The 20,376-nt window shown below is 71.7% G+C and carries 22 protein-coding genes; 17 read left to right on the top strand and 5 right to left on the bottom strand.

Annotated features, from left to right (window positions below):
• The first annotated feature begins 77 nt into the window (after positions 1–77).
• Both J7E93_RS27145 and J7E93_RS27150 read left to right on the top strand, forming a co-directional pair.
• Positions 78–1,163: an FtsX-like permease family protein gene (locus tag J7E93_RS27145; protein ID WP_215072588.1), complete on the top strand. Its 1,086-nt coding sequence runs from the start codon at positions 78–80 to the stop codon at positions 1,161–1,163.
• On the top strand, positions 1,160–1,846 hold the full coding sequence (locus J7E93_RS27150) for an ABC transporter ATP-binding protein (RefSeq protein WP_215072589.1): 687 nt from the start codon (positions 1,160–1,162) through the stop codon (positions 1,844–1,846). The genes J7E93_RS27145 and J7E93_RS27150 overlap by 4 nt, the downstream gene beginning before the upstream one ends.
• Positions 1,847–1,908: 62 nt before the next feature.
• Here the strand turns inward: J7E93_RS27150 and J7E93_RS27155 are convergent, their stop codons facing one another.
• A complete protein-coding gene (locus tag J7E93_RS27155; RefSeq protein WP_215072590.1) occupies positions 1,909–2,724 on the bottom strand; it encodes an IclR family transcriptional regulator in 816 nt (271 codons plus the stop codon).
• A gap of 334 nt (positions 2,725–3,058) precedes the next feature.
• Between J7E93_RS27155 and allB the strand changes: the two genes are divergently transcribed.
• Both allB and alc read left to right on the top strand, forming a co-directional pair.
• Positions 3,059–4,393, top strand: coding sequence for an allantoinase AllB (allB, locus tag J7E93_RS27160; protein ID WP_215072591.1), 1,335 nt, complete (start codon positions 3,059–3,061; stop codon positions 4,391–4,393).
• Positions 4,394–4,396: 3 nt separating this feature from the next.
• Positions 4,397–5,512 carry an allantoicase gene (gene alc, locus J7E93_RS27165; protein WP_215072592.1) on the top strand — a complete coding sequence of 372 codons (1,116 nt, stop codon included), beginning with the start codon at positions 4,397–4,399 and terminating at the stop codon, positions 5,510–5,512.
• Positions 5,513–5,747: 235 nt separating this feature from the next.
• Here alc and J7E93_RS27170 read toward each other — a convergent pair whose 3' ends face one another.
• Positions 5,748–6,488, bottom strand: a complete 741-nt coding sequence (locus J7E93_RS27170; protein ID WP_215072593.1) for an SDR family NAD(P)-dependent oxidoreductase — start codon at positions 6,486–6,488, stop codon at positions 5,748–5,750.
• A gap of 169 nt (positions 6,489–6,657) precedes the next feature.
• Here J7E93_RS27170 and J7E93_RS27175 point away from each other — a divergent pair, with 169 nt between their 5' ends.
• The 3 genes from J7E93_RS27175 (at position 6,658) to J7E93_RS27185 (ending at position 8,727) form a co-directional block, all read left to right on the top strand.
• Positions 6,658–7,269 carry a dihydrofolate reductase family protein gene (locus tag J7E93_RS27175; protein ID WP_215072594.1) on the top strand — a complete coding sequence of 204 codons (612 nt, stop codon included), beginning with the start codon at positions 6,658–6,660 and terminating at the stop codon, positions 7,267–7,269.
• Between the two features lie 151 nt (positions 7,270–7,420).
• Positions 7,421–8,356, top strand: a complete 936-nt coding sequence (locus tag J7E93_RS27180; RefSeq protein ID WP_215072629.1) for a DMT family transporter — start codon at positions 7,421–7,423, stop codon at positions 8,354–8,356.
• Between the two features lie 11 nt (positions 8,357–8,367).
• Positions 8,368–8,727 carry a hypothetical protein gene (locus tag J7E93_RS27185; RefSeq protein WP_215072595.1) on the top strand — a complete coding sequence of 120 codons (360 nt, stop codon included), beginning with the start codon at positions 8,368–8,370 and terminating at the stop codon, positions 8,725–8,727.
• A 30-nt stretch (positions 8,728–8,757) separates the two neighbouring features.
• On the opposite strand, the gene J7E93_RS27190 is transcribed toward J7E93_RS27185, so the two are convergent.
• Positions 8,758–9,198: a VOC family protein gene (locus J7E93_RS27190; RefSeq protein WP_308368800.1), complete on the bottom strand. Its 441-nt coding sequence runs from the start codon at positions 9,196–9,198 to the stop codon at positions 8,758–8,760.
• A gap of 209 nt (positions 9,199–9,407) precedes the next feature.
• Here J7E93_RS27190 and J7E93_RS38165 point away from each other — a divergent pair, with 209 nt between their 5' ends.
• Both J7E93_RS38165 and J7E93_RS27200 read left to right on the top strand, forming a co-directional pair.
• A complete protein-coding gene (locus tag J7E93_RS38165) occupies positions 9,408–11,078 on the top strand; it encodes a helix-turn-helix transcriptional regulator (protein WP_215072596.1) in 1,671 nt (556 codons plus the stop codon).
• 106 nt (positions 11,079–11,184) lie between these two features.
• Positions 11,185–11,484: a hypothetical protein gene (locus J7E93_RS27200; protein ID WP_215072597.1), complete on the top strand. Its 300-nt coding sequence runs from the start codon at positions 11,185–11,187 to the stop codon at positions 11,482–11,484.
• Between the two features lie 13 nt (positions 11,485–11,497).
• Here J7E93_RS27200 and J7E93_RS27205 read toward each other — a convergent pair whose 3' ends face one another.
• Positions 11,498–11,716, bottom strand: a complete 219-nt coding sequence (locus J7E93_RS27205) for a hypothetical protein (RefSeq protein WP_215072598.1) — start codon at positions 11,714–11,716, stop codon at positions 11,498–11,500.
• 144 nt (positions 11,717–11,860) lie between these two features.
• Here J7E93_RS27205 and J7E93_RS27210 point away from each other — a divergent pair, with 144 nt between their 5' ends.
• The 4 genes from J7E93_RS27210 to J7E93_RS27225 are packed head-to-tail and all read left to right on the top strand — an operon-like array spanning position 11,861 to position 15,424.
• On the top strand, positions 11,861–13,093 hold the full coding sequence (locus tag J7E93_RS27210; protein WP_215072599.1) for a sensor histidine kinase: 1,233 nt from the start codon (positions 11,861–11,863) through the stop codon (positions 13,091–13,093).
• Positions 13,090–13,761, top strand: a complete 672-nt coding sequence (locus J7E93_RS27215; RefSeq protein ID WP_215072600.1) for a response regulator transcription factor — start codon at positions 13,090–13,092, stop codon at positions 13,759–13,761. The genes J7E93_RS27210 and J7E93_RS27215 overlap by 4 nt, the downstream gene beginning before the upstream one ends.
• 9 nt (positions 13,762–13,770) lie before the next feature.
• Entirely contained in the window at positions 13,771–14,949 is a 1,179-nt protein-coding gene (locus tag J7E93_RS27220) for a cytochrome P450 (protein WP_215072601.1), read from the top strand.
• A gap of 4 nt (positions 14,950–14,953) precedes the next feature.
• Positions 14,954–15,424, top strand: a complete 471-nt coding sequence (locus J7E93_RS27225; RefSeq protein WP_215072602.1) for a PaaI family thioesterase — start codon at positions 14,954–14,956, stop codon at positions 15,422–15,424.
• A gap of 130 nt (positions 15,425–15,554) precedes the next feature.
• Here J7E93_RS27225 and J7E93_RS27230 read toward each other — a convergent pair whose 3' ends face one another.
• Entirely contained in the window at positions 15,555–16,562 is a 1,008-nt protein-coding gene (locus J7E93_RS27230) for a Gfo/Idh/MocA family oxidoreductase (RefSeq protein ID WP_215072603.1), read from the bottom strand.
• 141 nt (positions 16,563–16,703) lie between these two features.
• Here J7E93_RS27230 and J7E93_RS27235 point away from each other — a divergent pair, with 141 nt between their 5' ends.
• The 4 genes from J7E93_RS27235 to J7E93_RS27250 all read left to right on the top strand — a co-directional run bounded on the left by J7E93_RS27235 (position 16,704) and on the right by J7E93_RS27250 (position 20,374).
• The gene (locus J7E93_RS27235) at positions 16,704–17,423 is read left to right on the top strand and encodes a GntR family transcriptional regulator (RefSeq protein WP_215072631.1); all 720 of its coding nucleotides are present in this window, start codon (positions 16,704–16,706) and stop codon (positions 17,421–17,423) included.
• A 121-nt stretch (positions 17,424–17,544) separates the two neighbouring features.
• A complete protein-coding gene (locus J7E93_RS27240) occupies positions 17,545–18,528 on the top strand; it encodes a sugar ABC transporter substrate-binding protein (protein ID WP_215072632.1) in 984 nt (327 codons plus the stop codon).
• A complete protein-coding gene (locus tag J7E93_RS27245; protein WP_215072604.1) occupies positions 18,525–19,574 on the top strand; it encodes an ABC transporter permease in 1,050 nt (349 codons plus the stop codon). The genes J7E93_RS27240 and J7E93_RS27245 overlap by 4 nt, the downstream gene beginning before the upstream one ends.
• Complete coding sequence (locus J7E93_RS27250; protein WP_215072605.1) at positions 19,571–20,374, top strand: ATP-binding cassette domain-containing protein; 804 nt, start codon at positions 19,571–19,573, stop codon at positions 20,372–20,374. The genes J7E93_RS27245 and J7E93_RS27250 overlap by 4 nt, the downstream gene beginning before the upstream one ends.
• Positions 20,375–20,376: the final 2 nt, after the last annotated feature.

A 20,376-nucleotide genomic window follows, 5' to 3' on the forward strand; every position in this document is an offset into this window, starting at 1 on the left:
GCTCAACCGAAAGTTTGATTGCGGAGCCATCCGTGGCGCGATGCCCCGAGCCGTCCCGGCCGAGCACCCTGGTTCCCATGTTCGTGGCATGGAGAGACCTGAGATTCGCCAAGGGGCGATTCACCTTGATGGGCACGGTGATCGTGCTGATCACCCTGCTCGTCGGATTGCTGTCCGGGCTGACCGCCGGACTCGCCCGGGAGAACATCTCGGCGATCACCGGGCTGCCGGCGGACCGGCTTGCCTTCGCCGCCCCGCCCTCCGGCCAGTCGGTCTCCTTCACCAACTCGACCGTGACGCGGGACGAGTGGCGGCGGTGGGCCCGGCAGCCCGGTGTCACCGCCGCCGAGCCGCTCGGGATCCGTACGCTCAACGCCGCCGCCGGGGACCGCACCGCCGCCGTCTCCGCCTTCGGTACGGAGCCGGCGGCCGGGGTCGCCCCGGAGAGCGGGAAGCTCGGGCCCGGTCGGGTCGTGCTCTCCGAGTCCGCCGCGCAGGAGCTGGGGGCGGCGGTGGGCGAGGCCGTACGCCTCGGCCCGCTGGAGGCCACCGTCGCGGCGGTCGCGGGCGACGCCTCGTACAGCCACACGCCCGTCGTGTGGACCTCGCTCGACGACTGGCAGAAGCTCGGGCACAGCGGCACCACACCCGAGGAACAGGCCACCGTGGTCGTCCTCACCGGGGGCGGCGGTGCCGACTGGGCGGCCGGGGACGAGGCCGCGGGCACCGAGTCGAGGACGGTCGACGAGGCGCTCACCGCCATAGGGTCCTACCAGGCGGAGAACGGCTCGCTGCAGCTCATGCGCGGCTTCCTCTTCGTCATCTCCGCGCTCGTCATAGGGGCCTTCTTCACGGTCTGGACGATCCAGCGCAGTGGCGACGTCGCCGTGCTCAAGGCGCTCGGCGCCTCGACCCCCTACCTCCTGAAGGACGCGCTCGGGCAGGCGGTCTTGATGCTCGGCGCGGGCACGGTGCTCGGCACCGGCCTCGCGGTCCTCGTCGGCGCGCTGGTCAGCGGCGGGGACGTGCCGTTCGTCCTGGAGCCGCGCACCGTGCTGGGCCCGGCGGCCGTGATGATCGTCCTCGGTGTGCTCGGCGCGGCCCTGTCCATCCGGCGGATCACCGCCGTCGACCCCCTGACCGCACTCGGGAGTGCCCGATGAGCCTCGTCCTCGACGATGTGACCCTGACCTACCCCGACGGGGACAGCCGGCTCACGGCCCTCGACTCCGTCTCTCTGGAGGTTCCCGCGGGCGGTCTCACGGCGGTCGTGGGGCCGTCCGGTTCCGGCAAGTCCAGTCTGCTCGCGGTGGCCGCGACGCTCGTCCCCCCGGACCGGGGACGGGTCGTCCTGGCGGGCACGGACACGGGGGCGCTGGACCGGAAGGAGAAGGCCGCGCTGCGGCGGGAGCGGATCGGGATCGTCTTCCAGCAGCCGAATCTGCTCGCGTCGCTGACGGCGCTGGAGCAGCTCCAGGTGATGGCGCATCTCTCGGGCGGCAAGCCGAAGGCGGTACGGGAGCGGGCTCTGGCGCTCCTGGACGCGGTCGGCCTCGCGGACCTGGCCGCCCGCCGCCCGCACCAGCTCTCCGGCGGCCAGCGTCAGCGCGTGACCATCGCCCGGGCCCTGATGAACGAGCCGGCCGTCCTGCTCGTCGACGAGCCCACCAGCGCCCTGGACCACGAGCGGGGCGCGGCGATCGTGGACCTGCTGGCGACGCTGACCCGGGAGCGGGGCACGGCGACGGTCCTGGTGACGCACGACCGCACGCATCTGGGCCGTGCGGATCGGACGGTCACCGTCGCGGACGGCCGGCTCACCGGGGTCGTGTCCGTACAGAGCTGAGGCCGGGGTCGAGGCGGCTCCCACGCCGCCTCGACCCCGGCCTCATGGCTGTGGGGTGATGCTCAGCCCTGTCCGTTGCCGTTGCCCGCCGTGTTCGCGAGGGCCGTCGACAGTTCCTGGGCGACCTCCTGGAGGATCGGGACGATCTTCTCCGTCGCCGCCTCCGTCACGCGGCCCGCCGGGCCGGAGATCGAGATGGCCGCCGCGGTGGGGGAGTTGGGGACCGACACCGCGAGGCAGCGGACCCCTATCTCCTGCTCGTTGTCGTCGACCGCGTAGCCCGCGTCGCGCACCAGCGCGAGCGCGTCCAGGAAGCCCTCGGGGGTGGTGATCGTCTTCTCGGTCGCGGCCGGCATGCCCGTACGGGCGAGCAGCGCGCGCACCTCCTCCGCCGGCGTGTACGCGAGCAGCGCCTTGCCCACGCCCGTGGAGTGCGGCAGCACCCGCCGGCCGACCTCGGTGAACATGCGCATCGAGTGCTTGGACGGGACCTGGGCGACGTACACGATCTCGTCACCGTCGAGCAGCGCCATGTTCGCCGTCTCGCCCGTCTCCTCGACCAGCCGCGCGAGGTACGGGCGGGCCCAGGTGCCAAGGAGCCGGGACGCGGACTCGCCGAGGCGGATCAGCCGGGGGCCGAGCGCGTACCGGCGGTTGGACTGCTGGCGAACGTAGCCGCAGGCCACGAGGGTGCGCATCAGCCGGTGGATGGTGGGCAGCGGCAGCCCGCTGCTGGCGGAGAGCTCGCTCAGCCCGACCTCGCCCCCGGCGTCGGCCATCCGCTCCAGGAGATCGAAGGCACGCTCGAGGGACTGGACGCCACCGCTCGCGGCGGCGGGCTTGGCGGCGTCGGTGGTGCTGGCGCTGGACGTCGGCACGTCAAGGTCCTTTCGGGGCAGGCGGGCAAGGCAGCAGCCTACCGGGCCGTCCGGCCCGGCACACGGCCCCGGTCCCGGCGTACGGGCCGGTCAGGGGGGTGTTTGTCCGGTGTCGGCGGCTGCCCGGCGCAGTCCGCCTCCTCCCCGCATGTGCGGAGCTACGTTCTACTGTACGAAATTTCCATTCCACTTCATGGAAACGTCCAAGAGGGCCGGTGGCGACCCGGCCCAACGGCGCCATCCTGAAAGTGTGCCCTTGACGACATGTCGTCCTGAGTGAAGACTCCTTCAACAGTTCGTTGAATTTCTGCTGGGTGAAAAAGAAGGGGTACGGGTGGACGTCAACCTGGTACTGCGCTCGACACGCGTCATCACCCCCGAGGGGACGCGCCCCGCGTCGATCGCCGTCTCCGGCGGGACCATCGCCGCGGTGCTGCCGCACGACGCCGAGGTTCCGGCCGGTGCGCGGCTGGAGGACGTCGGTGACGACGTCGTGCTCCCCGGGCTCGTCGACACCCACGTCCATGTGAACGACCCCGGGCGCACCGAGTGGGAGGGCTTCTGGACCGCCACCCGCGCGGCCGCCGCCGGTGGCATCACCACCCTCATCGACATGCCGCTGAACTCGCTGCCGCCGACGACCACCGTCGAGCACCTGCGGATCAAGCAGGACGTCGCCCGCACCAAGGCGCACATCGACGTCGGCTTCTGGGGTGGCGCACTGCCCGACAACGTCAAGGACCTGCGGCCGCTGCACGACGCCGGTGTCTTCGGCTTCAAGTGCTTCCTGTCGCCGTCCGGGGTGGACGAGTTCCCCGCGCTCGACCAGGAGCAGCTCGCCACCTCCCTCGCCGAGATCGCCGGCTTCGGCGGCCTGATGATCGTGCACGCCGAGGACCCGCACCACCTGGCCGCCGCGCCCCAGCGGAAGGGCGAGAAGTATGCCGACTTCCTCGCCTCCCGGCCCCGCGACGCCGAGAACACCGCCATCGAGAACCTGATCAACCAGGCCCGTCGCCTGAACGCCCGCGTCCACGTGCTGCACCTGTCCTCCTCGGACGCGCTGCCGCTGATCGCCGCCGCGAAGGCCGAGGGCGTCAAGATCACGGTCGAGTCCTGCCCGCACTTCCTCACCCTCACCGCCGAGGAGGTCCCGGACGGCGCCACCGAGTTCAAGTGCTGTCCGCCGATCCGCGAGGCGTCCAACCAGGACGCCCTCTGGGAGGGGCTCGCCGACGGGACGATCGACTGCATCGTCTCCGACCACTCGCCCTCCACCGCCGACCTCAAGACCCCCGACTTCGCCTCCGCCTGGGGCGGCATCTCCTCCCTCCAGCTCGGCCTGCCGGCCATCTGGACCGAGGCGCGCCGCCGCGGCCGCGACCTCGAGGACGTCGCCCGCTGGATGTCCGAAGGCCCCGCCCGCCTCGCGGGCCTCGACAAGAAGGGCGCGATCGAGGCCGGCCGCGACGCCGACTTCGCGGTCCTCGACCCGGAGGCGACCTTCACCGTCGACCCCGCCGAGCTGGAGCACCGCAACCGGGTCACCGCGTACGCGGGCAAGACCCTGCACGGCGTCGTGACGTCCACCTGGCTGCGCGGAGAGCGTATCGCCGACCGCGGCACCCTGGCCGAGCCCTCCGGCCGCCTCCTCGAAAGGAACAACTGACCCGTGACCGGCATACCCTCCTTCACCGGTGACGCCAGCCCCTACGGCGGCGGCGACCCGTACGCGGACTACCGCACCGCGGAGTTCCCCTTCACGCAGTACGCGGACCTGGCCGACCGCCGCCTCGGCGCGGGCGTGATCGCCGCCAACGACGAGTTCTTCGCCGAGCGCGAGAACATGCTCAAGCCGCAGGCCGCGGAGTTCGACCCCGAGCACTTCGGGCACAAGGGCAAGATCATGGACGGCTGGGAGACCCGCCGCCGCCGTGGTGTCTCCGCCCAGCAGCCGCACCCGACCGAGGCCGACCACGACTGGGCGCTGGTACGCCTCGGCGCCCCCGGTGTCGTCCGCGGCATCGTGATCGACACCGCCCACTTCCGCGGCAACTACCCGCAGGCCGTCTCCGTCGAGGCCACCTCGGTGGCCGGTTCGCCCTCCCCGGAGGAGCTCCTCGCCGACGACGTGAAGTGGACCACCCTCGTCCCGCGCACCGCCATCGGTGGCCACGCCGCCAACGGCTTCGCCGTCGACGTCGAGCAGCGCTTCACGCACCTGCGCGTCAACCAGCACCCGGACGGCGGCATCGCCCGGCTGCGGGTGTACGGCGAGGTGGCCCCGGATCCGAAGTGGCTCGGCGTCCTCGGCACCTTCGACCTCGCCGCGCTGGAGAACGGCGGCCAGGTCGAGGACGCCTCGGACCGCTTCTACTCGCCCGCGACCAACACCATCCAGCCGGGCCGCTCCCACAAGATGGACGACGGCTGGGAGACCCGCCGCCGCCGCGACAAGGGCAACGACTGGATCCGCTACCAGCTGGTGGCCGAGTCCGAGATCCGCGCCGTCGAGATCGACACGGCGTACCTGAAGGGGAACAGCGCGGGGTGGGCGGCGCTGTCCGTGGCGGCCGAGGGCTCCGAGGACTGGACCGAGATCCTGCCCAGGACCCGGCTCCAGCCGGACACCAACCACCGCTTCGTGCTCGACACCCCGGCGGTCGGCTCCCGCGTCCGGATCGACATCTACCCCGACGGCGGCATCTCGCGCCTCCGTCTCTTCGGCTCCCTCACCGAGGCGGGCTCGGCCCGCCTGACCGCCCGCCACCAGGAGCTGGGCGGGTAACCACGAACTGGGCGGGCCACGACACCCCGCCCGGCCCGCGAGGGCGCACCGGCCCGACAGCACCGGTGCGCCCTCGCGACCCCCTCTTTCTTTTTGGGCTCGGTTCACCTCCGGGCGCTTGAGCCGGGCTCGCAGCCCCGACCGTGCTCGGCCCGCTCGTTCCTCGCGGGCCTGCGCGCGCTCAGGGCTGTTCCCCCGGCGCGCCCTTCGGTTCACTCGCCCGTCGGGCTCGGTGTTAGGCCGCGTGGCCGCCGTCCACCGAGAACTCCGCGCCCGTCACGTACGCCGCATCCGGGCCCGCCAGGAACGCCACCATCGCGGCGACCTCGTCCGGGGCGCCGAAGCGGCCCAGCGCGGTCATGGCCGCCTGGCCCTGCGCGTACGGCCCGTCCGCCGGGTTCATGTCGGTGTCGACCGGGCCCGGGTGGACGATGTTCGCGGTGATGCCCCGCTCGCCCAGCTCCCGTGCGAGAGCCTTGTTCAGACCGATCAGGGCCGCCTTGCTCAGCGTGTACAGCGTGCCGCCGGGGCCCGGGACCCGAGCCGTCATGCACGTACCGATCGTGATGATCCGTCCGCCGCTCCCGAACCGCGCGGCCGCCGCCTGCGAGGCGAGGAAGGCCGCCCGCACGTTCACCGCGAGCACCCGGTCCACATCCGCGAGGCTCAGGCTCTCCAGCGGACCGAGCACGCCGAGCCCCACGTTGTTGACCAGCACGTCGAGCCGGCCGAGCGCGTCCGCCGCCCACTCCACCGCGCCCGCCGCGTCCCCGGCGTCCGCCGCGTCGGCCCGCAGCGGCAGGGCCTTGCGTCCGGTCGCCTCGATCAGCGCCGCGAGCTCCTTCGCCTCCGCCTCGCCCCGTACATAGGTGAAGGCCACGTCCGCGCCCTCACGCGCCAGCCGAAGAGCCGTGGCCGCGCCGATCCCGCGGCTGCCGCCCGTCACCAGAACCGCCTTGCCGTTCATCGTGGACATCCCGAACCTCCGTAAGAAGTGCTGAGTGGTTGCGGGTTCAATGAAAGTCCTCGGGTGAACCGACCGCTGGCGGGAAACGGACACCGATGACTCCGCCGGGCGGTGGAGTCGGAGCTTGTGAGACACGATGGACCGGGGGACACCCGGCCGAACCGAAAGGCACAGCTCCATGGGCAAACTCAGCCTCACCCAGTTCGTGACCCTCGACGGCGTCCACCAGGCGCCCGGCGGCCCCGACGAGGACACCAGCGGCGGATTCGAGCACGGCGGCTGGTCCGTGCCGTACGGGGACGAGGACTTCGGCCGCTTCATGACCGAGGTCTTCGACCGACCGGCCGCCTTCCTGCTCGGCCGCCGCACCTACGAGATCTTCGCGAACTACTGGCCGAAGCAGACCGACCCCGCCGACCCGATCGCCTCGAAGCTCAACGCCCTTCCGAAGTACGTCGCCTCGACCACCCTGACGTCGGCCGACTGGTCGGGAACGACCGTCCTCGGCGCGGACCTGGCCAAGGAGGTCACCGCGCTCAAGGAGCGGACCGCCGGCGAGGTGCAGATGCACGGCAGCGCCGGCCTCGCCCGGTCCCTGATGGCGCACGACCTGATCGACACGCTCCACCTGCTCGTCTTCCCCGTCGTCCTCGGCACGGGCCGACGCCTCTTCGCCGACGGGGCCCGACCCACCGCGTTCCGCCATGCGGGGGCACGGACGACGGGCTCCGGCATCGCGATCCACACCTACGAGCTGGCGGGCCGCCCGGCGTACGGCACCTACCAGTAGCGGAAGGGCGGCGGGGTGGACGGGTTACGGGACGCACACATGCCCGACGGAAAGGTGTAGCCACCACGCGCCCGTCCCGGTACGGTGAGCAATCCGCGTGCGAGCCGCCGAAGCCTCCACCCCGTACGACGAGTTGGAGCAGGCCCCCGCCATGACCGCCGCGTCCCCGATCGCCCCTTCCGTACCCCTTCGCGCCCCGCGCCGCGCCTGGCTCACCGACCTCCCGGTGCTCCTCGTCGCCGTCGTCTGGGGCGCCAGCTATCTCGCGGCCAAGGGCATCACCACCACCCACACCGTCGTCGCGGTCCTGGTCCTGCGCTTCGCCGTCGTCCTGCCCGTCCTCGTCGTCGCCGGATGGAGCAGACTGCGGGCGCTCGAACCCGCCCAGTGGCGCGGCGCCGGCGTCCTCGGCCTGGTCCTCAGCGGGATCTTCCTCCTGGAGACCTACGGGGTCGTCCACACCTCCGCCACCAACGCGGGCCTGATCATCAGCCTCACCATGATCTTCACCCCGCTCGCCGAAGCCGCCGTCACCCGCACCAGCCCGCCCCGGGCCTTCCTCGCCGCCGCGGCTCTCTCCGTGGGGGGTGTGGTGCTACTGACCCAGGGCGGCGGGTTCACCACCCCGTCCCTCGGCGATCTGCTGATGCTGCTCGCAGCCCTCGCCCGTACCGTCCACGTCCTGGCGATGTCCCGGATCAAGGCGGTGCGCAGCGCCGACTCGCTCTCCCTCACCACCGTCCAACTCGGCTCCGCGGTCGCGGTCTTCGCCCTGCTCGCGACCGTCCCCGGCACGGGTGCCTCACCGTGGTCGGTGGCGCTCGACTTCGGCCCGCGCGAGTGGGCGGGACTCGTCTTCCTCTCCGTCTTCTGCACGCTCTTCGCCTTCTTCGTGCAGATGTGGGCGGTGCGCCGCACGTCCCCGTCCCGGGTCAGCCTCCTCCTCGGCACGGAGCCGCTCTGGGCCGCGGCGGCCGGTATCGCGCTCGCCGGCGACCGCCCGGGAGCCCTCGGCATCGCGGGCGCCGTCCTCGTCCTCGCGGGCACGACTTGGGGCCGTCGCGCCGCCGACGAGGGCGACCGATAGGTTCTTGGCCCATGCGTTCACTGCCGTACGACATAGACTTCCGCGCCCGCGCCCGGCGCACCCAGGGCTGGGGACTCGGCCTGCTCGCCGTGGCCGGCCTGATGTGGATCTGGTTCGCCGTCCTGCTCCTCACGCCGTACGAGGCCGGGGAGTCCAGCCGCGAGTGCGTCTCCCGGTTCACGAGCGAGAGCCTCCACAACAGCGACAGCAGCTGTGTGGAGGAGCGCGACTGGCCCGAACTCCTCGCCGTCCTCGGCGTATCGGTGCCCTTCTCCGTCATCGGCGCCGTCCTCTACACCAGCGGCTCCGTCTCCCACCGCATGGCCGAACACCTCGCCGAGGTCACCCGCCTGAACGAGGCCAAGGCCTAGCGCGCGTCTCTTGGACCGAAGAGACAGAACCTAGCCGATCCGTTCGGCCAGAGCGACGATGATTCCCGAGGGGCCGCGGAGGTTGCAGAGTCGGTAGATGTTCTCGTACTGGGCCACCTCGCCGAGGAGTTCGGCGCCATGGCGGCGCAGGCGGGTGATCGTGTCGTCGATGTCGTCGACGGCGAACATGACACGGTGCAGGCCCAGAGTGTTGGGTGGCGGGTCGAGCGGTCCGGCGGTGATCGCCGCGGGGGTGTGGAACTTCGTCAGCTCCAGCTTGCCGTGGCCGTCCGGGGTGCGCATCATCGCGATGGCGCTGCGGACCCCGTCGAGGCCGACCGTCCGGTCTGCCCAGACTCCCTCGATCTGCGCTTCGCCTTCCAGCTCCATGCCGAGCTCGGTGAAGAAGGCGATGGCAGCCTCCAGGTCGTCGACGACGATGCCTACGTTGTCCATCCGCTGAATCGTCACGGGGTGCTCCTTCTCCGTCGCGCAGTCCGTTCTGGCTACTGGTACCCCTGGGACGGAGCCGGTGCCGCATTCTCGACACCCGGAAGTGTCGATGTTCTTGGGTGATTCACCTTGCCGACGACAGAACCCAGGGGGCGTACGGGCCGCGTCCGCCGGACGCGCTGGAGCGCTTCCCCGGGAGCCGTGTGCGGCGGGTCGATAATCGCTCCGTGGACACCAGTACCGATCTCGTCCGAGGCCGTGCGCGCTATGCCGCCAGGGCCTGGCACGACGCCTATGTGAGCCTCCGTGCCGCCGACGAAGCCACACCGCTGGGTCCCGACGACGTGGAGCTGCTGGCCCGGGCCGCCTACATGCTCGGGCTCGACGAGGAGTACGCAGCCGCACTGGAGCGCGCCCATGTGCGGTGGCTGGACTCCGGCGACGTACCCCGAGCCGTCCGCTGCGCGGTCTGGATCGGTCACAGCATGTTGTTCCGGGGGCACAGCACCAAGGCGAGCGGCTGGTTCTCCGTCGGTGCGCGCCTCCTGAAGGCCGACGGGCGCGACTGCGTCGAACGGGGTTATCTGCTCATTCCCGTGTGGCTGGGCCAGATGGCTGAGGGTGACTGGCAGTCAGGCCACGCGACGGCGGCCGTGGCCGCCGAGATCGGGGAGCGGTTCGGCGACGCGGACCTGATGTGGCTGGCCCGCGACGACCAGGGCCGGGCCCTGGTGAACCTGGGCCGCATCCACGAGGGCCTGCGCCTGGTGGACGAGGCGCTCGTGATCGTCGAGTCCGGTGCGCTGTCGCCGATCGTCACCGGCATCCTCTACTGCAACACCATTGTCTTCTGCCGGGAGCTGTACGCGCTGCGCCATGAGCGGGAGTGGACGGAGGCCCTGACCCGGTGGTGCGACCGTCAGCCGCAGATGGTCGCGCACAACGGCCTGTGCCTGGTGCATCGGGCCGAGGTGATGCAGTACGGCGGCGCCTGGCCCGCCGCGCTCGACGAGGCCCGTCAAGCTTCCGAACGCTTCACCCAGGGTGTGCTGAACCAGATCGCCCGCGGGCAGGCGTTCTACCGCCAGGGTGAGATCCACCGCCTGCAGGGCCGCGCGGCCGAGGCCGAGACCGCCTACCGGGATGCCAACCGCTGCGGGTTCGAGCCTCAGCCGGGGTTCGCGCTGCTGCGCCTGGCGCAGGGCAACGGCGAGGCCGCGGCGGCGACGATCCGGCGTGCCGTGTCCGAGCACACCCGGGAACTGGAGCGAGCCGCCCTCCTTCCGGCGTACGTCGAGATCATGCTGGCCGGGCCCGAGGGCGACGTCGACGACGCCGCCACGGCTGCCCAACAGCTCGCGACGATCGCCGAGCACCAGGACAGCGACGTGCTTCGCGCCGCGGCGGCGTACAGCGTCGCCTCCGTGGCGTCGGCGAAGGGCGACGCCGCCGCCGCTCTCACCGCGGCACGACGGGCCTGGCACGCGTGGCAGGAGCTCGAGGCGCCGTACGAAGCCGCCCGGGCGCGTGTCCTCGTGGCACGCGCCTGTCGCTCGCTCGGCGACGACGACACGGCTGCCCTGGAGCTCCAGGCGGCTCGCGCGGTGTTCGCGGAGCTCGAGGCCGGGCCCGACCTCGTCGACGTCGATTCCCTCGCTCATGGCAGGCCGGACATGAAGACATACGGTCTCTCGGCACGTGAGCTGGACGTGCTCCGCCAGGTGGTCAGCGGCGCGAGCAATCGGCAGATCGCCGCCGCCCTGGTGATCAGCGAGCACACGGTCGCCCGGCACCTGCAGAACATCTTCGGCAAACTGGGTGTCTCCTCGCGGACGGCGGCAAGCACCTTCGCGCTGGAACGCGGCCTCGTCCGGCCGCAGCCGCATGGTCAGGAATGACCATCCCGTCCACCACGGTGTGGTGAATGTGCGCGATGCGGCGTCCACCTCCGCACGCCTAGCGTCGAATCATCCCAACGGGACGACAGCGACCGAGGAGGACCCCATGTACGTCGTGGCACAGCACAAGATCGTGAACCCGGAGACCGCCTTCCCCCGAGGCCGCTCCCTCATGAGCGGCACGGGGGCACCCGACGGCACCCGAGTTCTGCAGTTCTACCCGCACGTCGACGGATCCGTCGTGACGTGCCTCTGGGAGACGAAGTCCCTGGAGGACGTCCAGCGCTTCGTCGACACGACGCTCGGGGACTCGAGCGTCAATGTCTGCTACGCGGTCGACTCGGAGAACGCCTTCGCCGACCGTCCACTCGGGATGAAGCCCTCTCCGGCTCCTGTCATCTACTAGGCCCACGACACCCCTACGCCTGCTTCACCCGGTCCGCGACGATCAGGACCACGAAACCGAGCACCGCGATCACGATGTTCGCGAACAGTTCCTTGCCGTCGAGGAACCACACGTTCTCCGTCAGGAACCGGGTGAAGCCCATGAAGGGGAACCAGCCGGTCAGCTCGCGCAGCACCCCCGAGACGCCCCCGATGAGCACCACGACACCCAGGATCTCCAGAAACTTCTTCATGCACCGAGCATCGTCCGTCCGGCCCGTGGCCCGCGTCGGTCCACCGGACATCGCGGAGCGACCGAAGTCTTCCGTCGCGCGACTTTGGTAGCTTCCACCCGTCCACCGCCCGCCGCGCGCCCCTCACCTGCGTAATTTGGTGGGATGACACGTACGGACCGCCACGCCTGGCTGCTTCCCTCGGCCATGGCCGACACCCCGGCCGACAGCCCCCCGGGCCGTCGGCCGCGGCGCACCGTACGCGACTGGGTCGTCGACACCCTCCTCTTCCTCCTCGCCGCCTTCGTCGGCCTGCTCGCCGCCGAGACCACCGACCAGCTCAACAGCGACGCCGTCGCCTTCGCCGACCAGATAGTCGGCGCCGCCGCCTGCTCCGCCCTCTGGCTCCGCCGTCGTCGGCCCGTCGCCGTCGCGGTCGTCCTCACCGTGGTCAGCACGGTCGCGCCGGTCGCCGGCGGGGCGGCCCTCGCCGCTCTCTTCGGCGTCGCCGTCCGCCGGCCCTTCCGGGAGACCGCGATCATCGGCGGGATCGCCGTGGCCTCCTCCACGGCCCAGGTCTTCCTGCGCCCCGACCCGTCCCTCCACCCGGCCGTGGCCGTCGTGATCGGCATCGTCCTGACCCTGCTGGTGACCGCGTGGGGCATGCTCGTACGCTCCCGGCGGCAGCTCGTCGAGGCGCTGCGCGAACGCGCCCACCGGGCCGAGGCGGAGGCCGAGCTGCGCGCCGAGCAGGCCCAGCGGCTCGCCCGGGAGGCCATCGCCCGCGAGATGCACGACGTCCTCGCCCACCGGCTCACCCTGCTCAGCGTCCACGCCGGCGCCCTCGAATTCCGGCCCGACGCACCCCCGGCCCAGGTCGCGCGCGCCGCCGGCGTCATCCGGGACAGCGCCCACGAAGCGCTCCAGGACCTGCGGGAGATCATCGGCGTGCTCCGCGCCCCCGGCGAGGGAGCCGAGGGCGACCGGCCCCAGCCCACCCTGGCCACCCTCGACGCACTGGTCGCCGAGTCCCGCCGGGCGGGCACGAAGGTGGTCCTCGACCTCGACCTCGACCTCGGCACCGGCGACGACGCGCCGGCCGTCCCCGCCGCCATCGGCCGCACGGTCTACCGCATCGCGCAGGAGGGCCTCACCAACGCCCGTAAGCACGCCCCCGGCACCGAGGTCACCGTCACCGTGCGCGGCCGCCCCGGCGACGGACTGACCGTCGACGTCCACAACCCGGCGTCCACCGGCCCCGTCCCGCACGTGCCGGGATCCGGCCAGGGCCTCATCGGACTCACCGAACGCGCCACCCTCGCCGGTGGCAGGCTGGAGCACGGACCCGCCCCCGACGGCGGTTTCGCCGTGCACGCCTGGCTACCGTGGCCCTCATGACCATCCGGCTGCTCATCGTCGACGACGACCCCCTGGTCCGCGCGGGCCTCACGTTCATGCTCGGCGGCGCCGAGGACATCGAGATCGTCGGCGAGGGGGCCGACGGCCGGGACGTCCCCGAACTCGTCGACCGGCACGCCCCCGACGTCGTCCTGATGGACATCCGGATGCCGTACGTCGACGGCCTCACCGCCACCGAGCGGCTCCGGGCCCGCCCCGACGCCCCCGACGTCGTCGTCCTCACCACCTTCCACGCCGACGAGCAGGTCCTGCGGGCCCTGCGCGCCGGGGCGGCGGGCTTCGTCCTCAAGGACACCCCGCCCGCCGAGATCGTCGCCTCCGTCCGCAGGGTGGCGGCCGGGGACCCCGTGCTCTCCCCGGCCGTGACGCGCCAGCTGATGAGCCATGTCGCCGGACATCAGGAACAGCCCCGGCGGGCCACCGCCGCCGACCGCCTCGCCGAACTCGCCCACCGGGAACGGGAGGTCGCGCTCGCCGTCGGCCGCGGCCACTCCAACGCCGAGATCGCCGCCTCCCTCTACATGAGCGTGCCGACCGTCAAGACCCACGTCTCGCGCGTCCTGGCCAAGCTCGGCCTCAACAACCGTGTCCAGATCGCTCTGCTCGTCCACGACGCCGGTCTGCTGGAGGACGACGGCACACCGTAGGGTGGGCTGATGTCCGTCATCGAACTGGGGGAGTACGGCGCGGACTTCACCGCGAACCCATATCCGTACTACGCGAAGATGCGCGAGGCCGGTCCCGTCCACCGGGTACGCACCGCGGACGGCGACGAGCTGTGGCTGGTCGTCGGTCACGAGGAGGCACGCGCCGCCCTGGCCGACCCGCGGCTGTCCAAGTCGCCGTCCGTCGTCGGCATGACCATGCTGGACGAGCGGGTCATCGGGCCCAACCTGCTCGTCCTCGACCCACCCGACCACACCCGTCTGCGCAGACTCGTCGCGGGACAGTTCACCGGCCGGCGGGTGGAGAGCCTGCGGCCCCGCCTCCGGCGACTCACGGGCGAACTCGCCGACGCGATGGCGCCGGCCCGTCACGCCGATCTGGTCGACTCCTTCGCCTTCCCGCTGCCCATCACCGTCATCTGCGAACTCCTCGGCATCCCCACAGCCGACCGCGACACCTTCCGGGCCTGGACCAGCGCGATCGTCGCCCCGACCGGAGCCGGCCCCGAGGCCGCGGCGATCGAGGGCCTCGCCGACTACCTCGACGCGCTCATCGAGGACAAGCGCGCCGCCGGTCCCACCGACGACCTCCTCTCCGACCTGATCACCGCCCGCGCCGAGGACGGCGACCGGCTCTCCCTGGCCGAGCTGCGCGCGCTCGCCTACCTCCTGCTCATCGCGGGACACGAGACCACCGTCAACCTCATCACCAACGCCGTACGGGCGCTGCTCACCCATCCCGGCCAACTCGCCGCGCTCCGAGCCGACGCCGGACTGCTCGACGCCGTGGTCGAGGAGACGCTGCGCTGGGAGGGGCCGGTGGAGAACGCGACCTTCCGGTTCACCCGGGAGCCCGTACGGATCGGGGAGACGCTCCTCCCCGCGTACGAACCGGTCCTCGTCTCCCTCGCCTCGGGCGACCGGGACCCCGCACGCTTCCCCGACCCCGACCGCTTCGACATCCGCAGGGACCCGCGCGGCCATCTGGCCTTCGGGCACGGCATCCACTACTGCCTGGGCGCCCCGCTCGCCCGGCTGGAAGCCCGCATCGCGATCGCGACCCTTCTGGAACGCTTCCCCCGGCTGGAACTCGGCCCGGACGCCGGCACGTTGGACTGGCTGCCCGGCATGCTCATGCGCGGTGTCCGCCGCCTTCCCGTCAGATGGTGATCCCATGACCGACCCGTCCCGCGACCCGTCCGGTGACGCCTCCCGCCGTGTCGATCTCGATCTCGATCTCGATCTCGATCTCGCGCGGAAGGTCCTGGAGGCCCAGCCGTTCAGCCGGCTGGTCGGCGCCCGGATCACCGCCTTCGGCGGGGGAGCGGCGGTCCTCGAGGTGGACCTCCGCGAGGAGCTCCGGCAGCAGAACGGATTCGCGCACGGCGGTGTGCTCTCCTACGCCGCCGACAACGCCCTCACCTTCGCGGCGGGCGCGGCGCTGGGCGCGGCCGTCCTGACGGCCGGCTTCTCGATCCAGTACGTGCGCCCCGCGCGGGGCCGCACGCTGGTCGCCCGCGCGGAGGTGGTCCACGCGGGCCGGCGCCAGGCGGTGGTGCGGTGCGATCTGCTGACGAGGGACGAGGAAGGGGCCGAGACCCTGTGCGCGGTGGCCCAGGGGACGGTGCTGTCGGCCGACACCTGAGGCGGGCCCCTTCCTCGGTCCGACGCGCGAAGCGGGCCCGCCTCGGTCCGAGGCCCGAGGCGGGGCCCCTGCCTCGGTCCGAGGCCTGAAGCGGGCCCGCCTGGTCGGAGACCTGAAGCGGGGCCCCGCCTCAGGGCGCCGACGGGATCTCGGACAGGGCGACCGGGCGGTGCTCGCGGCGCGAGCGCTCGCACGCCTCCGCGACCCGCAGCGCCTCCAGGGCCTCCCGGCCGTCGCACGGGTTGGCGCTCCCGCCACGCACCATCCGGACGAACGCGTCCAGTTCCGCCTCGTACGCGGGGGCGAACCGCTCCAGAAACCCCGGCCAGGGTTTGACCGGGGCGCCCGGGCCGGTCGCCTCCACCGAGGTGAGCGGGGTGCGGTCGTCCAGACCGACGGTGATCTGGTCCTGCTCGCCGGCCAGTTCCATCCGTACGTCGTAACCGGCCCCGTTGCACCGCGTCGCCGTCGCCGTCGCCAGCGTGCCGTCGTCCAGGGTGAGCACCGCGGCGGCCGTGTCGACGTCGCCTGCCTCGCGGAACATCGCCGGGCCCGCGGCCGAGCCGGTCGCGTACACCTCGACCACCTCGCGCCCGGTCACCCAGCGCAGGATGTCGAAGTCGTGCACCAGGCAGTCCCGGAAGAGGCCGCCGGAGAGCGGCAGATACGCGGCGGGCGGCGGCGCTGGGTCGGAGGTCGCCGCCCGTACGGTGTGCAGGCGGCCGAGCCGGCCCGCCCGTACGGCCTCGCGGGCGGCCACGTACCCGGCGTCGAAGCGGCGCATGAACCCCAGCTGGAGCTCGGTGCCCGCGGTCTCCACCGCCCGCAGGGCGGCGAGCGTGCCGGGCACGTCCAGGGCGATGGGCTTCTCACAGAAGGCGGGCAGCCCGGCGCCGGCCGCGCGGGCGATGAGTTCGGCGTGGGCGGCGGTGGCCGAGGCGATGACGACGGCGTCGAGCGCGTGATCGAGGAGGGCGTCGACGGTGGGCGCCGCGGTGGCGCCGATCGCCCCGCCCACCTGGGCCGCCCGGGTGGCGTCCGCGTCCGCCACGACCAGCGATTCGACCTCCGGGTGGCGGGCGAGCACGCCCGCGTGGAAGGCCCCGATACGACCCGTTCCGATCAGTCCGATGCGCATGGCCCCAAGGTGGTGCCGAACCCGCACCCTGTCAAGGTTTGTCAGGACAATCGGACTTCACCACTTCCTGTCATCATCTCCCCGGGCTACGCTCCGAGCGTGTCCAAGCCGTCGCCGTCCGCCTCGCTCCCCCCGTTCTCGGTGGACCGCACCAGCCCGGTTCCGCTCTACTTCCAGCTCGCCCAGCAGCTGGAGGCGGCGATCGAGAACGGCGCCCTCACCCCGGGCAGCCTGCTCGGCAACGAGATCGACCTCGCCACGCGCCTCGGACTGTCCCGCCCCACCGTCCGCCAGGCCATCCAGTCCCTCGTCGACAAGGGGCTGCTGGTCCGCCGCCGAGGCGTCGGGACCCAGGTCCTGTACAGCCAGGTGAGGCGTCCGCTGGAGCTGAGCAGCCTCTACGACGACCTGGAGGCGGCCGGCCAGCACCCCGCCACCCGCGTCCTGGTCAACCGCGTCGAACCCGCGACCGCCCCGGTCGCCGCCGCCCTCGGCGTACCGGAGGGCGACGACGTGCGGTACGTGGAGCGGCTGCGGGCCGCGCACGGCGAACCGATGGCGTACCTGCGCAACCATCTGCCGGCCGACCTGCTCGACCTGGACACCGCGCGACTGGAGACGACCGGCCTCTACCGGATCGTGCGCGGCGCCGGTATCACTCTGCACAGCGCCCGGCAGACCGTCGGCGCGCGGGCCGCCACGGCGGCCGAGGCGGAACTGCTCGCCGAGGAGGAGGGCGCCCCACTGCTGACGATGGAACGCACCACCTTCGACGACACCGGCCGCGCCGTCGAGTTCGGCTCCCACCTCTACCGGGCCTCGCGGTACTCCTTCGAGTTCCAGCTACTGGTCCGGCCATGACCCGACAACCCCGGTGACCGGCCGGGCAACCCCTATGACCGATACTGCAATGCACGCAGAAGGACATAAAGGAGGGCACGGCCTCGTGACCAGGGTTCGGACAGGAGGGGTACGCGCGGCGATCGGCGCCGTGCTCGCGGTGGCGCTCACCGCCACGCTGGCCGGGTGCAGCAGCACCGGCGGAAAGCGCGCCGAGGACGCCCGAAAGGCGGCCGCGGCACAGGGCAAGGCGGCCGTGAACACTCCCAGATGGACCTTCGCCATGGTCACCCACTCGGGAGACGGCGACACCTTCTGGGACATCGTCCAGAACGGCGCGAAGCAGGCCGCCGTCAAGGACAACATCAACTTCCTCTACGCCCACAGCGACGAGGGGCAGGCACAGGCCCAGCTCATCGACTCGTACATCGCCAAGGGCGTCGACGGGCTCGTCGTCACCCTCGCCAAGCCCGACGCCATGAAGGCGGCCGTCGAGAAGGCGGTCGAGGCCGGCATCCCGGTGATCACCGTCAACTCCGGCTCCGAGCAGTCCAAGGCCTTCGGCGCGCTCACCCACATCGGCCAGGACGAGACCGTCGCGGGCGAGGCCGTCGGAGACGAACTGGACAAGCGGGGCCGGAAGAAGGCCCTCTGCGTCCTGCACGAACAGGGCAACGTCGGCCACGAGCAGCGCTGCGCCGGTGCCAAGAAGACCTTCGGCGGACAGCTGCAGAACCTGTACGTCGACGGCACCAACATGCCCGACGTACAGGCCTCCATCGAGGCCAAGCTCCAGTCCGACCCCGCCATCGACGCCGTCGTCACCCTCGGCGCGCCGTTCGCCGACGCGGCCGTCCAGGCCAAGAAGACAGCGGGCTCCGAGGCCGAGATCGACACCTTCGACCTCAACGCCAAGGTCGCCACCGCGCTCGGCGCCGGCACCCTCGGCTTCGCCGTCGACCAGCAGCCCTACCTCCAGGGCTACGAGGCCATCGACCTGCTCTGGCTGTACAAGTACAACGCCGACGTCCTCGGCGGCGGCAAGGCCGTCCTCACCGGCCCCCAGATCATCACCAAGGACGACGCCACCGCGCTGAAGGGCTACACGGAGCGGGGTACCCGATGAGCTCCACCGCACCGGCGGAGCTCGACCACGTCGACGAGCGACTGCTGCGCACCTCCCCGCTGAAGAAACTCCTCGCCCGCCCGGAACTCGGCTCGATCGTCGGCGCCGTCGCCGTCTTCCTCTTCTTCTCGATCGTCGCCGACAGCTTCCTGCGCGCCTCCAGCCTCGGCACGGTCCTCTACGCCGCCTCCACCATCGGCATCATGGCGGTGCCCGTCGCCCTGCTGATGATCGGCGGCGAGTTCGATCTGTCGGCCGGTGTCCTGGTCACCAGCTCGGCGCTCATCTCGTCGATGTTCAGTTACCAGATGACGGCGAACGTCTGGGTCGGCGTCGGCGTCTCGCTGCTCGTCACCCTCGCCATCGGCGTCTTCAACGGCTTCATGCTGACCCGCACCAAGCTGCCGAGCTTCATCATCACCCTCGGCACCTTCCTGATGCTGACCGGTCTGAACCTCGGCTTCACCAAGCTGATCAGCGGCACGGTCTCCACCAAGTCGATCGCCGACATGGAGGGCTTCCCCTCCGCCAAGAAGCTCTTCGCCTCCCAGCTGACCGTCGGTGGCGTCGACCTCAAGGTCACCATTCTGTGGTGGATCGGCCTGGTCGCGCTCGCCACCTGGATCCTGCTGCGCACCCGCTTCGGCAACTGGATCTTCGCCGTCGGCGGCGGCGCCGACGCCGCCCGCGCCGTCGGCGTCCCGGTCTTCCGGACGAAGATCGGGCTCTACATGGGCGTGGCCTTCTGCGCCTGGATCTCCGGCCAGCACCTGCTCTTCTCGTTCGACGTCGTCCAGTCCGGCGAGGGCGTCGGCAACGAGCTGATCTACATCATCGCGGCGGTGATCGGCGGCTGTCTGATCACCGGCGGGTACGGCTCCGCCATCGGCTCCGCGGTCGGCGCGTTCATCTTCGGCATGACCGGCAAGGGCATCGTGTACGCGGAGTGGGACCCGGACTGGTTCAAGTTCTTCCTGGGCGCGATGCTCCTGCTGGCGACCCTGCTGAACGCCTGGATCCGCAAGCGCGTGGAGGCCACCAAATGACGACCGCACCCACGACGGCGGCCGCCCTCGTCGAGCTGGACGACGTCAGCAAGTACTACGGCAACATCCGCGCCCTCGAAGGGGTCTCCCTTGAGGTCCACGCCGGCGAGATCACCTGCGTCCTCGGCGACAACGGCGCCGGCAAGTCCACCCTCATCAAGATCATCGCTGGGCTGCACCGGCACGATGCCGGAGCCTTCCGCATCGAGGGCGAGGACGTCTCCCTCGCCAACCCGCGCGACGCCCTGGACCTGGGCATCGCCACCGTCTACCAGGACCTGGCCGTCGTCCCCCTGATGCCGGTCTGGCGGAACTTCTTCCTCGGCTCCGAGCCCACCAAGGGCGCCGGCCCCTTCAAACGCCTCGACGTCGAGCTCATGCGCGAGACGACCCGCGCCGAGCTGCTGCGCATGGGCATCGACCTGCGCGACGTCGACCAGCCCATCGGCACCCTCTCGGGCGGTGAGCGCCAGTGCGTGGCCATCGCCCGCGCGGTCCACTTCGGCGCCAAGGTCCTGGTCCTCGACGAGCCCACCGCCGCCCTCGGTGTGAAGCAGTCCGGAGTGGTCCTGAAGTATGTGGCCGCCGCCCGTGACCAGGGCCTCGGAGTGGTCCTCATCACCCACAACCCGCACCACGCCTATCTCGTCGGCGACCGGTTCATCCTGCTCAAGCGCGGTGTCATGTCCGCCAGCCACACCAAGGACTCGGTCACCCTCGACGAGTTGACCCGGCAGATGGCCGGCGGCAGCGAGCTGGAGGACCTGCGCCACGAGCTGGAGCGCCCCTCGGCCCCGTAGCC

It is taken from the genome of Streptomyces sp. ISL-36, from assembly GCF_018614205.1.
Taxonomy (GTDB): domain Bacteria; phylum Actinomycetota; class Actinomycetes; order Streptomycetales; family Streptomycetaceae; genus Streptomyces.